The organism is Streptomyces sp. 4N509B, assembly GCF_052245655.1.
In the GTDB taxonomy this organism is placed as follows: domain Bacteria; phylum Actinomycetota; class Actinomycetes; order Streptomycetales; family Streptomycetaceae; genus Streptomyces.
In genome coordinates this window covers 1-14,766 of the sequence record NZ_JBQQBZ010000068.1, presented here as the reverse complement: position 1 = coordinate 14,766, position 14,766 = coordinate 1, and the positions used below count along the sequence as shown (strand labels likewise).

At 69.1% G+C, this 14,766-nt stretch carries 9 protein-coding genes and 1 pseudogene; 8 read left to right on the top strand and 2 right to left on the bottom strand.

What is annotated here, in order from left to right:
• The first annotated feature begins 750 nt into the window (after nt 1-750).
• From ACTWP5_RS31640 to ACTWP5_RS31625, 4 genes are all read left to right on the top strand, one after another.
• Nucleotides 751-1,068 carry a CATRA system-associated protein gene (locus ACTWP5_RS31640; RefSeq protein ID WP_443224629.1) on the top strand — a complete coding sequence of 106 codons (318 nt, stop codon included), beginning with the start codon at nt 751-753 and terminating at the stop codon, nt 1,066-1,068.
• Nucleotides 1,065-2,534 (top strand): CATRA conflict system CASPASE/TPR repeat-associated protein, encoded by a 1,470-nt coding sequence (locus ACTWP5_RS31635; RefSeq protein WP_443224628.1) that lies wholly within the window; start codon nt 1,065-1,067, stop codon nt 2,532-2,534. Before ACTWP5_RS31640 ends, ACTWP5_RS31635 begins: the two co-directional genes overlap by 4 nt.
• A gap of 170 nt (nt 2,535-2,704) precedes the next feature.
• Nucleotides 2,705-4,747 carry a CHAT domain-containing protein gene (locus ACTWP5_RS31630; protein ID WP_443224627.1) on the top strand — a complete coding sequence of 681 codons (2,043 nt, stop codon included), beginning with the start codon at nt 2,705-2,707 and terminating at the stop codon, nt 4,745-4,747.
• Between the two features lie 190 nt (nt 4,748-4,937).
• On the top strand, nt 4,938-5,495 hold the full coding sequence (locus tag ACTWP5_RS31625) for an iron chelate uptake ABC transporter family permease subunit (protein ID WP_443224630.1): 558 nt from the start codon (nt 4,938-4,940) through the stop codon (nt 5,493-5,495).
• 221 nt (nt 5,496-5,716) lie between these two features.
• Here ACTWP5_RS31625 and ACTWP5_RS31620 read toward each other — a convergent pair whose 3' ends face one another.
• Nucleotides 5,717-10,024, bottom strand: a complete 4,308-nt coding sequence (locus ACTWP5_RS31620) for an nSTAND1 domain-containing NTPase (RefSeq protein WP_443224626.1) — start codon at nt 10,022-10,024, stop codon at nt 5,717-5,719.
• Nucleotides 10,021-10,368: a CU044_2847 family protein gene (locus ACTWP5_RS31615; RefSeq protein WP_443224625.1), complete on the bottom strand. Its 348-nt coding sequence runs from the start codon at nt 10,366-10,368 to the stop codon at nt 10,021-10,023. Before ACTWP5_RS31615 ends, ACTWP5_RS31620 begins: the two co-directional genes overlap by 4 nt.
• Nucleotides 10,369-10,724: 356 nt before the next feature.
• On the opposite strand from ACTWP5_RS31615, the pseudogene ACTWP5_RS31610 reads away from it, so the two are divergent.
• The 4 genes and pseudogenes from ACTWP5_RS31610 (at nt 10,725) to ACTWP5_RS31595 (ending at nt 14,713) form a co-directional block, all read left to right on the top strand.
• Nucleotides 10,725-11,521: pseudogene (locus ACTWP5_RS31610) on the top strand (IS5 family transposase).
• Between the two features lie 461 nt (nt 11,522-11,982).
• On the top strand, nt 11,983-12,765 hold the full coding sequence (locus tag ACTWP5_RS31605; protein WP_443224624.1) for a hypothetical protein: 783 nt from the start codon (nt 11,983-11,985) through the stop codon (nt 12,763-12,765).
• Between the two features lie 170 nt (nt 12,766-12,935).
• Entirely contained in the window at nt 12,936-13,601 is a 666-nt protein-coding gene (locus tag ACTWP5_RS31600; RefSeq protein WP_443224623.1) for a hypothetical protein, read from the top strand.
• Nucleotides 13,602-13,858: 257 nt separating this feature from the next.
• Complete coding sequence (locus ACTWP5_RS31595) at nt 13,859-14,713, top strand: hypothetical protein (RefSeq protein ID WP_443224622.1); 855 nt, start codon at nt 13,859-13,861, stop codon at nt 14,711-14,713.
• Nucleotides 14,714-14,766 lie beyond the last annotated feature (53 nt).

Genomic DNA, 14,766 nt, shown 5'->3' with positions numbered 1-14,766 from the left:
ATGTGAAGCTCCGGGCGGACAGGTTGATCTTGGTCGACAACCCATCTACCAGGAGCTTCACCCCTTCCCGCACCCAGCCCCCACCTCAACGCCCCACGGCCTCAGACAGGTTGGAAAAGGCTCAGTGGCCGATGGGGCGACCTGCCGCAGCGCCTCCACCACCGGCCTCACCAGGTCCTCCGGCAGCCGCTGCTGCTCTGGGGTAGGCGTGACAGGGCCCACGCCGGGCGCGGCGAGGCCCACACCGGGCGCGGCAGCATTCTGCGAGGGCGACGCCTCGTGTGCGGTCGACTTCTTCGTCATGCCGCCATCCTCACGCGGCCAGCGCCCACCGCGCAGCGCCTTGACCACACCGTCACCTCATTCCCCGCACGCCCTTACGCAGCTCGCCCGTACGGCCGCAGCCGCCGGATGTGACGTTCTCCTGACATCAGGGCCGCACAGTCTCAGTTCTGGTCTCATTCAGCGGCGTCCGGCCCAGACCATGAGTCTCACGATGGACCACTTCGTCGCAGGTCAGTACGGCGCGGGGCCGTCACGGACACCGGGACGAACAGTTGGAAAGCGTATTGGGTTCACACCCTCACGAGTTCGAACCTCGTATCCGCCGCACCCGCCTGACCATGCAAAACGAAGGGCCCGACCGGTGAACCGGTCGGCCTTCATGATCTTCCGTTTCAGTTCGGATCTGAGGGATCCACTCCGCCAACACTCCCGCCAGGTACATCAAGCTGAATACGATGGTGGGCCATGCGAGTCAAGGATGACGGGTTACGGGCCGAGGCCCTCGACCTGCTGCGGGAGGTCGGGGCGTGGCGGTTGGGCAGGCACCAGTGGGGGGTGGCGGAGCGACGGTTGGCCGCCATGGCTGACGCGCTGGCCAGAGGCGAGGTGCGTGCATTCCGCGGTGCCCTGTACGACTTGGAGCTGATCCCGCAGCGAGCCGTGCGGCTGGAGGATGACGTGCTGTCCGCGCCGCCGCCGGTGCGGGAGAGGCTCGACGAGATCATGCACACCCTGGGCGAGGATCGGGGCCCGGAGGATGACGATGACGACGGGAACGGATGATGCCGCCGCGCCTGCGGGGCGAGGCACTGGCCGGGCATCTGTTTCTCGCTGCTGAGGGCGAGCACCGGGACGCTGACCTGGCGCATCTGCGGGAGGTCTGGCAGGCATGCGGGGACCAGTTCGGGATGAGCGCCGCAGTTCCCGGTCTGGGACTGCCGCTGGAGCCGGACTGGGCTGCCGGGCTTGGTGAGACGACGCGGATCGTCGCGGCCAGAACATTGCCGGGGACGAGCGGCGTCGGGCAGGCGATCCTGCGCCGCGAGCGGGACGTGTTCTGCCTGTCGGTGATGGTGGAGCCCGACAGTTCCGGGCCAACGACATGGGTTGAGCTGGAGGACGGGTGGAAGCGGGCGTGTGGCCGGCCGTCGCCGGGGACGCTCGGCGTGACATCCCTGTTCATGGCCCGGTTGGCGGATCCGACGCAGACGCCTACGGCTGGGCACGGGCTGGCGCCGGAGAACGTGCCCGCCGATCCGGCGGCGCCCGGCGACTGGCAAGGGCGGGGTGTCGTGGTGCCGCAGGATTTCGCGGTGTGGGAGGTGTCGGCGCCAGATGACGATCGCGTCGAACGACGGCTGGTCGTGGTGGCGGCCGGGGACCGCGATGCCGAGCTGAGTGCGTGGGCCTGGATCGGCCCGAACCGACGGCTGCCGCCGTTCGCGAAGTATCTCTTGCATGCCGCGAAACTCCGCTACCAGCTGAGGGTGTGGCGTGCGGGCCGGGAAGGGTTACGGCGGCTGCGGCGGGAGGCCGACGACCGCGTTCAGCAACTGCTGAACCATGGCGTCCCTTCGGGCTCGGCGGCTCTGGTCGAGGCATCCCGCATGCTGGACGCTTTGCAGGCACGGGAGTTGAGGCTGACAGACCGGTTGACGCGGCTGCGCGAGCTGCGCCGTACCACGGACATCGCGGCGGACAACATGGCGCGGTTCGGCGAGGGCAGCGCGCTCGGCGGTCTGTTCGACGACGACCGTGCGCTGGCCGAGTGGTTCGGCCTCCAACTCGACGACGACGCCACTTATCTGGAAGCGGCGCTGCAACGGTCGGAGCGGATCGGCGCGCTGATGGGCCAGTTGGTGGAGCGCAGCCGGCAACGCCGTCAGGAAAGCGTCAATCTCGGCCTAACGGGGGCGGTCGGTGCGATCCTGATGGGACTCTCCGCCATCCAGGCGTTTCAGTTCGTAGTGCCGCTGCCACCGCTGGTCAAGCCTGCCGTCGTCACCGCGCTCGGCTCGCTGGCCCTGCTGGCATCCCTGGTCGTGCTGCGGGTGGTCGTGCCGGAACGGCAGTGGTCGCTGACGCTGGTGCGGGCCGGTGCGGGGGCGGTCGGCGCCTCGCTGGCCTGGGTCGTCGTGGCCGCGGTGGCGGGCCAAGCGGCCGGTGTGGCCACCACATGGACGGGCGCCTGCGCCGGTTTCCTCGCCGGGGTGTCGGCGACCGTGATCTGGCCCAAAATCAAGGGCTGATGTGGCCGTGTAACTAGCCTCCCGGCATGGGGTACGTCAGCTACACCTCGAGGAACGACGGATACGGGTCCGGTCGGGGCCGGAGGCAGAGGCGGGTCATCCCCCCCAAGCGCCCGCGGCGCCAACCGCGTGTGCGGGAGGGCAGCGCGGAAGAGTTGTGCCGCCAGGGGATGGAGGATTACGCGAAATATCAGGCCACCGATAGCCCGGCCAAGCTGGACTCCGCCATCGGTTATCTGGAGGGCGCGGTGCGGCAGGCCAGGGACGGAAGCGCCCGTTCGTACGCGTACCGGAACAACCTCGGCGTCGCCCTGCTCGACCGTCACGCCCTCGCGGGCAACCACGGGGATCTCAACAGGGCGATCGAGCAGTTCCGGCAGTCGCGGAAGGCCAATCCAGGTGACCACCCGGACGGCGCCAGGACGCTCGCGAATCTGATCGACGCGCTCGTCGCCAACTCAGCTCCGCAGCGTGAGCTGATCGCGCTTCGCGAGGAGTTCGGCCGCATGAAAACGGCGCCCGTTCCTGCCCGTCTGGACGCGCTGCGCGAGGCGGGATACGCGAGAGCGGAGTCGGGCGGCCCTCGCGGGGCGTTCGAGACCCTGGCGGACGCCGTTGAGTTACTGCCCCGGATGGTCTGGTGGGGGGCACGCGCCGGTGTTGCCGACCCGGTGGCGACCGACACCAGTGGACTCGCGACGGACGCCGCGGCCTGCGCGATCGCCGCCGGCAAGCCAGAGCGAGCGCTGGAGGTGCTGGACGGCGGACGGGGGCTCGGGTGGGACCAGTCCCTGAAGCGCTCGGACCGTGACGAACTAAAGGTGATCAAACCCCAGCTGGTTAAACGCCTTGACCAGGCCGTTACGGTGATGGACCCGGTGGCCGCAGTGAGCGGCGGCCGCATGATCCGGCCTCGTGGCTGGGGTCTCTTCGGGCGCCTGCGGGACGTCTGGACGTTCCGGCGGACCAGTCGGCTGGCCGACGCCTGGGACGCGCTGGCGGCGCGAGCGCAGCAACTCCTGCCCGGCGCGGCGTTGACGCTGCCGCAGTACGTGACCCTGGCACGCCACGTCGCCGCCGAGGGGCCAGTCATCACGGTCGTGGTCAGCCGGTTCGGCTGCCACGCGCTGATCCTCCGGCCCGACCACACGAAGGCGCAGATCAGCCGTTCCGATCTGGAGAAGCTCGGGATCGGCGGGTCCGACCAGGAGAAGGTTCTGGAGGAGCGCCGGTCCGGCCAGGAGAAGCCCCAGGTGATCCGGCTTCCCGGGCTTTCCCTCGAAGCCGTCCGGGACCGTGCGCGACGGTACCTGGCCGCGCTGGACGACGTCGCCGACACGGATCGCGAGCACACGATCAGGGAGACCCTGGACTGGCTGCAGGGCTCTGTCACCGACCCCGTGGTCCGCGCGCTCCACGGCAGCTCGTCCCTCCAGGGCGTGGCGACACGTCTGTGGTGGTGCCCGACCGGGCTACTCGCCGCCCTGCCGCTGCACGCCGCAGCGATAGACGAGGCTGTCTCGTCCTACACGCCGACCCTGCAGGTGCTGGTCGGCGCCCGACAGGAACGGGACCGGCGGCGGAGAGGTGCGGGCGCCCCGACGTCCCGCGAACGGCGGCTGCTGCTCATCACGGCGGGTGAGACTCCCGGCCGGGAGAATCTGCTGGCTGCGGCCCGTACCCGGGAACATATCGAGAACCTGGTCGCGCGACGCCGGCTCACGTCGCTTGATGGCTCCGAGGCGAGCCTGGCGTCGGTCAAGAGGGAACTCGTACGCCACGCGTGGGTCCATTTCGACTGCCACGGCGTTCAGAATGTGGACCAGCCCTACAAGACCGGCCTGCTCCTCCATGACCGCACCCTGCTGACCGTGGCCGACCTGGCCCGACTCCCGGACAGCCGCTCGGACTTCGCGTTCCTGGCGGCCTGTGTCAGCGCGCTGCCGGACACCCGGATGCCCGACGAGATGATCTCCCTGACCTCGGCACTGCAGTACAGCGGCTACCTGCACGTCATCGGGACGCTCTCACCGGCGTCCGACCGCGCGACCGAACGCGTGGCACGGGCGCTCTACGAAGCCCTCGTCTCCGACAAGGGGGAGCTCATTCCCGAGGACAGCGCGAGCCTGTTGCACCGGGCGGTCGGAGAGGAACGCGAGAAGCGACCCGACCATCCGAGCGCCTGGGTCCCCTTCATGCACGTAGGGGTGTGACTACTAGCAGGACTATCGGCGATCCGCTCCCCGTAGGCTGGTACGCCACCTCGCGCAAGTGAGGTATGCCTTGCCTTAGTGCGCGTGGCAGTGAACCCAAGGGAAGCCGGCCCGGCAGTCATGCGGGCGCAGGGGGTCCGGGCGGGCTACCGCGGCACGGCCGTGATGGACGACGCGTCGGTCCGGCTGACTGCGGCGTCGTGCTAACCGGGACGGCCGTCGCCGCGATCGGCGCGCTCGACTCCGTCGGGCTCGTCGCGCCGCACGCACCCTGCTCGACTGGCACCACCGGTGTGCGGCACTGCTCGGCGGCGCGCTCGTCGCCCTGGCGGACCTCCTCGGGCGGACTATCATCGCCCGTGACCAGCTCCCCGCCGGACTGCTCACCGCCATCATCGCTACGCCGTGTTTCCTCTGGCTCCTGCACCCACCCGTACGCAGCGTGGAGGGAATGCCCCTCCGAGCTGGAAGAACAGACAGCCCTCTGGTTGCAGTTTTAGTTACATTCACCTCCGTCCAGCACCGTCCACGCGCCACCTGCAGCCCTGCTTCGCCGCGGGTCAGAACGTTTCTGGTCGTTTCCGAACCCCAGGACGAACATTTGGAAAGCGTGGTGGGTTCACACCCTCACGAGTTCGAAAATCTCGTATCCTCCACTCAGATCTCACCGGATCCTCCTCGATCCACAGGTTGCGGGCGAGGGCCCGCTCACGGCCCTGTTCCTCGCCGTGGCGTTCGAGGATCGTGAGGGACGCCGATGGGATGCCTGCCCGCGCGGGACTCGGTGTCCCTGGTGATGACACGGTCTCGCCGACGGTGAGTGCGGCCGACGCAGAATCGCTGCCCGCCAACGATGGATCGATGGCATCGGATGCCCCCGGGGGCGGCGGCCTACACGCCGGTACCGGCTGGCTTGCCGGGCCGGTCGGGGCGGGCGCCGGAAGCCGGACCTGGTGGGTCGTGCACACCTCATGCAGTCTGGTTGCCCGGAGCAGAGGTCCGCGCAGGCTGATCCTCTTCCCTCGGCGGGTCGCACAGATCCTCGGCCGGTAGCCCGGTGGCGTCCCGTATCGCTTCGCCGTCGGTGACCGCCAGCCAGCCGGTGATCTGGCAGGCGGTATCGCGCCACTGATCAACCGCGTCAAGACGGATCACCGTTATGGCCATCTCACCGCCCCAGTCGCCGTCGGCTTTCCAGGGGGAGTAGAGCAGTGTGTCCCCGTCGGACGAGGTGGCGAGGAAGTCGCCGCCGGTGCTGACGCGCCAGCGGGCAGTCGGGGCCGCGGAGTCGTGGTCGTAGACGTGGACCTCGCCGGCGCTGGCGAGTTGGAATCTTCCGTCCGGGCGGAGAGCGGGTGAGATCACGAACGAGTCGGGGCAGCCGACGCATATCTCGGTCGGCCCGGTCAACCGGCGTGCGGGGGCATCATCCGACGGCGAGGGGAGGCGCCATTGCTCCCACGCGGTTCCACGCCGCACGACGACCAGATGCCGATGGTCGTGGGAGTTGTAGGTCACAGCGTTGATGCCTTCGCCCGTGTCGACGCGAAGCTCCGGGACCTCGCGGCCGGCTCGCACGTCCACCACCCGTACCTCGGAACCACCATTGAGTACCGCGATATGATCGTCCTGAGCCGCATGGAAGATGCTTAGCAACTCGGCGTGGAGCGGATCATCACTGAGGAGTCCGAGGTCGGCCAAGTCGACGCGATCGGTTCGCTCGCCGGTTCTGGCGTTCCACCGTTCCACCAGACTTCCTGACCGGGTGATCAGTCGGTCTTCACCCTGGAAGAGGATGTCGACGCGGGGTGCCAGATTGGGATGAGGCTCCGTGGGCGGCGGGGTCACCCGGATGTCGGCCACGGGTTCGAGTGTTTCGGTGTCACGGATCACGATCCAGCCTTCCTCGGTCATCAGGTCGGCCATCAGACCTTCCCGCTCGGAGATCGGCGTGGCATAGGTGTGGTCGGGGACGAATGTGGCGCCCGGCCTTTTCACTTCGACCAGTTCCTCACGTTGCTCATCCGGATAGTCGCTGATGTCGCTCAGGATGAGGGAGGACTTTCCGTCCTCGTTGCCCAGCCCGTCGCCGTCGTAGTCGTTGGTATAGGCGAGCATCCGGTCACCGTCCTGCAAGAGGCTGGCGGAGGCGAATGCGGGTTCCCGGGTGGTGGGCTGCTCAATCAGCACCACGGCGTTGGGGCCCGCGACGAGGTGGAAATACCGGTCACCGTCCTGAACGATCATCCCGAGGGTGGTGTCGTCGTAGCCGGTGGTCAGCACGTTTCCGGGAGGTTGCGGAAGGGGGACCACCTCCCCGTCTCCCGACAATCGATACACCCTGGGTGGCTGCGATCCGTCCGATACATACTGGCCGGTGTGGTCAAGCGCAGGCGAGTCCATGTAGCAGCCGTTCGGGATCGAGGTGTGCATGCCCTCGTTGGCGCGACCAACGCGTAGCATTCCGTTGTGACCGCAAACGGCTATCGTGGTGCCGTCCCCCGAGAACGTGGTTCCGGCGGCGTTCTCGACCACTGTGGTCGTTTCACCGGTCCGCAGGTCAACCCTGAGCACGTCGCGCTCAAAGCTCCCGACCTCAGCCAACACGAAATTCGGGTCGCGACCGAACCACACATTTTCGATCGCGTGCTCGCCACTGAGGGTGACGGGTTCCGCGACGGTGCCTGCCTCTAGGTCCCAGCGGATCAACTTGTTGCCCAGTGACTCCGCCGCCACGACTCGATCGCCATCCTGGGAGACGGCGACCATCCGTTGCCCCGGGCTGAGATTCATCTCGTCCATGTAGAACTCGTGACCGGGGATCGTGTGTCTTTCGCCGAGGTCGTCCGAGGGGTACCACCGCAGGGTTCCGGTTGCAGTCACGTATCCGAGGCGCTGCCCGTCCGGTGAGACGAAGGGGTAAACGGCGTAGTCGTCGCCGAATGGCAAGGGTTGGCGGTACAGCTGGTCGGCTTCGTCCCTGCGGAACACGGTCGCTCGCCCCTGCCGGCCGACCGTCAGGACCACCCGTCCGTTGATGCTGGCCGCGGCCCTCCGTACACCGCCCCGGGCGCCAGACATCACCAGTTCGGTGCTTCCATACGCGACGTATACCTGGAGCAGCGCGTCCCGTGCCTCATCGGTTGGCGCCCGCTCATAGGCAGCCAGCGCGTACATCGCTGCGAGGGCAGGGTCGCCCTCCAACATGGTCGCCGAGGCCGCCGCCAAGGCCCGGGAGTCCGACTCCGCGTCGCGGGTCGCGCTCACCCGTGTCTGAGAGACGAAGAGCGCCGCCAGCACGGCGATGACCACGACGACCGTGCCTGCCGTACCGAACAGACTCTGGCGTCGCCGTTGCTGGCGGTGGTGCCGTGCCCGGCCCCGGGCGAGGAAGTCCAGCGCCGCCGCGTCGATGTCGTCGTGGCGCTGGGCGACCCAGGTCTCCGCCGCACTCAAGGCTGTCGCGCCGGGCAGCAGGTCATCCGGTGTCCTGGCCTCTACCCAGCGGTTTCGGTCCTGGCGCAGTCGTTCGTACCAGAGGAGGAAGTCGCGGTCCGCCTCCGCCCAGTCCCGCAGCTTCGGCCAGCCACTGATGAGCGCCTCGTGTGCCAGCTCAACACTCTCTCCGAACCGGGCGTCCACCTCCGTCGCGGGCGGCGCGATCACCAGTAGCCGTTGGTCGGCCAGAGCACGTGCGGCTTCCCACTCGCCGTCGGATAACTCGGCGTGACGTACGGTGCGACGGATGGGCGAATGAGTGCCCGGCGGTAGCCGGACGAGCCGGGTCAGCAACCGCCGGACGTGTCCGGCGGCCGCCTTGTCCGCGCCTTCGGACGTGTACATCTCCCAGGTGCGCTCCGCCCGCTGGGCGAGCGCTCCGTGAACCCCGCCCAGCCGGACATACGCCTGCTGGGTCAGGTACCCCGCCCGCTGCTCGCGCCAGAGCTGGTCGAGGGTGAAACCCAGCAGCGGCAGCACACCCGCCGCGTTCCCGACGTCCCCGACGATCCGGTCGACCAACCCGTCCTGATACGACACAGCGGCCACCCGTGCCACAGGACCAATCACCGCCTCGCGGATCTGGCCGGGGTTCATCTGCGGCAGCAGGAACGTGGCCCCCCGCACGGCGTGCCCCAGCAGCGGGTTCTCCTCCACTGCCGGCAGGAAGTCCACCCGGAGCGTCGTCAAGACCCGCAGGCCCTGCGTCAGATCGCCACCGAACAACAAGGCCAGCGCCGCGGAGGCGTCCACGTGGGTCAGTAACTCCTCAAGCTGATCCACGACGACGACCACACCGTCAACACCACGCATGGCACGGATCTGGTCCACCATGTCGGGCAGCCCACCCTCGGCCAGTTCACGCCGCGCGGACCGCACCTCGTCCCGCTGCGCCCGGCCCTGTAACTCGGGCTGGAGTACCGAGGTCAGACCGGTCGCGAGTGCCCCGAGCAGGTCGCGGGTGCGCGGCAGCACACAAGTGGCCATGCGCGACGCTTGCAGCTTCGGCACCACGCCGGCCCGGACCACGGAGGATTTGCCGCAGCCCGAGGCGCCAAGGACGGTCACCAGCGGATTCTTAAGCACCAATCGAGTGATCCGCCCGATCTCCTCCTGCCGGCCGAAGAACACAGCGGCGTCGCTCTCCTGGTACGCCTCAAGACCAGGAAACGGGGAGGGCAGGCCCACCACCTCGCGCAGCGACGGGGCAGCCTCCACCAAGCGGTTGGTGGGGATCAGGAACGCCACCGGGTGTCCGAGGTCTGCCGCGACCACCATGCCGACCACGGCGCCCAACTCGTCGTCCCAGACCGGCGCTCCGCTGAACCCGCGGCGGACGGCGTAGCGCCCGTCGGCAGCCTGCTCGAACTGGAGCCATCCGTTGCCCTGTTGCTGCCGTAACACCGCGGCGTGCCAGACGCCCTGGTCGTGGTTTCTGGGAAACCCAAGGGTCCTAGCGCGGTGCCCCCACAGCAGATCGCTGGTCTCCACCAGAGGTACAGGTCGGGTACCGGGCAGCGTTACAGCCGCCTCCAGCACAGCGACATCGGCGTCGGGGTGCCACTCTCTGACGGTTGCAGGGAAAGGGCCGGGGCCGCCAGCTACGCCGACGTCCACCATGACGTGTGATCCCGGATCCATCTGACCAGGGTTGATCACATGGGCGCAGGTGACCGCCAGCCGTTCGGTCACCAGGAAGGCGGCCCCGGCTACCGCGCCGTCGGGTCGCAGTACACGCAGGATGCCGCCGGCCAGTGGTGCTGGTTCGGGCGCAGTCACGGCTGGTCCTGCCGGTGCCGCCAGGTCAGCGTGACCGAGAAGTTCGCCTCTCCCGAGGTGGTGGCGATCAGAACATCGGCCTCTGCCGTCAGCGAGACACCGAAGTCGATGCTGACCTCGTCAGGTGGCCGTGTCATATCCGTCAATCGCGTTACGAACCGCTCGGCGATCGGGCGAACGACGCCCAACATCGCCTCCAAGGAGCGTGCCGCTCGCCCGACAGGTGGCTCCCCTGCCCTGCCGACGGGCACCACACCCAGCTCCGGGTCTTCCCCCGTCTCCCGAACCTGGACGAGCACGCGCTCGGTGCCGCCCTCGGTCAGAGATAACTCAATCACCCGCATTATATAAACCTTCCCCTCCCTCGTGGCTTTCCGATGGTATGCCAGGAATCGGAGGATGGGGAGACCGCCGTTTCTTCTGCCACCATCGCCCCATCAGGCCCCTGCCGGCTGTATGACAACTCGACGTGGCACGCGGTATGCACCTGCTGTGCGATTCGCCCGCCTCACCTCCGACACCCAGCGGGCCCTCCGAGGCACACTGCTGGTGGTGGTTACTTCGGTTGCAGGAGGTGTGGCGAAGCTCCTGATCGACGAGCTCACGACCAAGATCACTCATCACACCAGGGGCTTCGCTGTGCTTGCCAGCTAACCGCTCATGCCATTTGGTGGGTCAATAGTCTGCGAGCGTGATGATCGTGGAGCGTCTGGTCCCGAACGAGCTGTGGGAGCTCTTCCAACGGGTGGTTCCGGAGGCGCCGACTCGGCCACAGGGTGGCGGTCGACGCCGACATGGTGACCGCGAGGTGCTCGCCGCGATCGTGTTCGTGGCTACCTCCGGCTTCACCTGGCAGCAGTTGCCGTCGTCGCTCGGGCCGTCCGGCGCCACCGCCCATCGACGGTTCACCGAGTGGTCGACTGCGAGAGTCTGGGCCCACGTTGCACCGCCTGCTGCTGGACCAGCTCGGGTCTCGAGGTGAGTTGGACTGGAGCCGACTCGGTGAACATGCGGGCGACGAGAAGGGGGGTCTGGCAGGTCCGAATCCTGTGGGTCGGGGCAAGTACGGCTCGAAGATCCACCTGATCACCGACCGAAACGGTCTGGCCCCGTCCGTCGGGATCTCCGCGGCCAACACCCACGACAGCCAAGCACTCATTCCACTGGCTCGTGGGATCCCTCCCATTCGCTCCCGCCGTGGCCGACGCCGACGTAAACCCAGCAAGCTCCACGGTGACACGGGCTACGAAAACGCCCACCTGCGACGATGGCTGCGGGACCGCCGCATCACTCCGAGAATCGCACGCAAAGGCATCGAGTCCAGCGAACGGCTCGGCCGCCACCGCTGGACCATCGAACGCACCATGGCCTGGCTCGCCGGATGCCGCCGTCTCCACCGGCGGCTACGAACGCATAGCCAGCCACTTCCTCGCCTTCACCAGCATCGCATGCCCCCCTCACCTGCTACGGCAGGCTCATCAAAGAGATGAGCTGTAAGCCACAAGACATGCCTCCGGCGGGCCACCCTTCGGAGGGGGCGGGGGCGCCTCGGGGCTGTGCGGGTTCGTGGGTGGTGACGGGAGCGGGTCGCGGGGGTGGGTTCCCTCCTCGGGCATCGCTCCGCACCGTGCCAGACGCCACCGGAGGACAAACCGGCCCGCTACGCTCCAGCCGGTTTACCCTCCGGCGTCGCCCGGCAAAACCGTGATCGCCGCCCGAGGAGGGAACCCACCCCCGCTCAGGCCGCCCGCCTGCGCGGGCGCCGCGCCGCAGGTAGTCCGCCGCCGAGCGGCCGACCCTACCGCCCTGACCAGCGGAGATCACCCGTTCGGACCACGCGTCAGACGCGCTCCACGATCAAGAAAATGGTTGAATAAAGGCGTTGGGCGGGAGGGCAACCCCGGCCGACACACCCCGGACCCGTCGGGTCCGGCAACTCCCCTTCACCAAGGAGCCTCATGCCGACGATCACCGTCGCGCCCTACCACCTCTCCGTCTCCGCCAACGAGACCGTCGCAGAGGTCATGCGACAGTTCGACACCGACAAGGGAGCCGTCTGGCTCGACCTCCTCCGCCTTCTCACCCACCACGACCGAGCCGTGTTCGTCACGACGACGGACCGCGTGCTCACCCGCGACGAGGTCGCCCCCGGCAGTGACGTCCCCGTCGACGTGCTCGAAATGCCGTGGCACGCCACCACTCACGAGGCCGTCGCAGCCCTCGCCGCCACCCACTACCTGTCCGGAGCGCCGACCCTTCTTCACCGGGACGACGCGCACGACACCTACCTCGACATCGGCCGCGTCTTCGAGGCCGTCACGGTCGCCGAGCCGTTCAGGGCCACCGCGGTCGTCTACCGGCACGCCGACCACCCGTACCCGCACGGAACGGGATACGCCCGCGCCTGGGACTTCACCGGAGCGGTGACGGTGGCCGCAGGCACCTACGTCATCGCCTCGACCGGCGACTTCACGCTGACCGCCCACAGCGCCGGGCACGCCGACGCGGAGCCCGACGTCTACGACTTCCTCGCCCGCGAAGGCTTCGGCGCTTCACACGTGGCGGCCGGATGCGACAGCTGCGGCGGCCGGTGGCAGACCGAGCACGGTTCGTGGCGCTTCCACCCGGACCGGCCCCACGGCCTCCGGTGGGCGTACGACGACGCCGAGGACCACGCCGACGGCACGATCGCCTGCCCGGTGAACGGCTGCACCGGGCGCGTCGACTTCCGCATCTCCTGACCCCTCACGTCGCAGCCACGCAGGCCGAGACGGGCCCCGCGCAGGCCGTCGCCCCGATTGCCGCGCCCGGAGCCCGAGGCCGCAGACGACGGGTGGCTGGGGAGGGCAACCCCTGGCCACCACGTCAGCACCAGGTCTCCGCACCAACCCCCTTCGCCAGGAGTAAGTCCATGCACAGCAGAACCCGGAGCAGGAGCAGGATCGACGCCCGGCTCACGTACCTCAGGGCCCTCATCGACCACCCCCGCACCTCCGACCACGAGCGAGACGCCGCCCGCCGCGCGTACCAGCGGCTCGTCACGAAGTACAAGACCGCTGGACAGGAGATTGGTCCCGAGCCCGAGCCCGAGGCGGATCCCGACAGCACGGTCGGCAGCGCGAACGGGTACGCCTTCCCCCGCCGCGTCTACGGCCTCAAGTACCACCTCGTCCGCGACCTGCGCACGACGGACATCGCCAAGCTGATCCGTGCGGACATCAGGATGGCCCGGAAGGCCGCCCAGCGGACCGCCGAGCCGGGCGGCGCGCTCAAGACCGTGGACCCCATCGGCGACGCCCCGGCGCAGCTCAGGTTCTCCGTCCGGTCCGAGTACTACTCCGGCGGCAGCTCCATCGAGATCACGATCAGGAACATCCCCGACGCCTGGGGCTGGACCACCGAACGGAACCACTGGGGCACCAGGCAGGTCCCCACCCCGGAGCTGCGGACCCTCGCCCACGAGCTGAAGGCCCTCCACCGCGCGTACAACTACGACGGCTCCGACATCACCACCGACTACTTCGACGTCAACTACCTCGGCGGCGTCACCGCCGAGAACGGCCTCCACCTCGCCTGACGCAGCGCCGCCGCCGGGCGGGAAGGGGCGACCCCCCGCCCGGCGGCGGACACGTCGCCCACCCCTCCAAGGAGGAGAACCCGCCACGAACCCCGCCGACCCAGCTCCGGCGGTCGGGCGCCTCGTCGGCACCTCCGTACGCAGCACGACCGCCGAGAGCCCCTGACCGCCACGCAGCACGGCACGGGGAGGGCAACCCCCGCGCCGCAGCAAGTCCCACACCCCACCCCTTCACCGCCACCAGGAGCACCCCCGCCATGACCACGCCCACGCCCCTGCGCCCGCTCGACGTCATCCGCGCGGCCGCCGCCGTCATCGCCGTACGCGGCGCCTACCGCCCCATCACGCGCGACCACGACGACCCCACCCGCACTCCCACCGCATGGGAGGTCGAGGCCTACCTCCACGGCGACGATCTCTACGACGGCCCCGACGGCCGCGAGCGCATCGACATCGCCGCCGCCCAGGCCGCCGACACCGCCGCAGCCGTCTGCGCCTGGTGCCGCGCCGGAGCGAACCAGCCGAGCCGCTACCGCTCCAGGCTGGCCCGCCTCACCTCCGCACCCACCGTAGCCCCCCGCGACCTCTCCCTCCTCGCCTCCGCCGTGGCCGCGTGGCACCACGATCGCCACCGCGGCCACCTCGACGCCGAGCGCGCCACCGACGCCGCACGCTCCCGCCACCAGGGCCGGCCCGGGGACCGCCTCACCGTCAACGTCACCGTCGTCGCCGTCATCCCCCTCCCGAGTCGTCACTTCGGCTACGTCGTCCAGTTCCGTCATCTGGTCAAGCTCCGCGACGCCGTCGGCAACGTCTACGTCTGGTCCGCCACCACCGACCATCTCCCCACCCGGGGCGCCGCCATCGAGATCACCGGCACCGTGAAGTCCCACCTCACCTACCGGGGCATCGCCGAGACCAGCCTCCGCCACTGCCGTTGGACGCCCACCGACCAGCCCCACGAGCCCGACGGCGACGAGCCACCCTCCCCCGCCCCCGACGTCAAGGTTGACGTCGAGCTCGACGACTGGAACGCACCCGCCATCCCCACGATCCCCATCCCCCGACCCCGTCGGGCGAACGATGCCGAAGGCCCCCGACCGCACGCCTAGAAGGGTGGTTCAGTAGCGGAGGGGGGGGGGGGGGGGGGGAGGGGGGGGGGGGG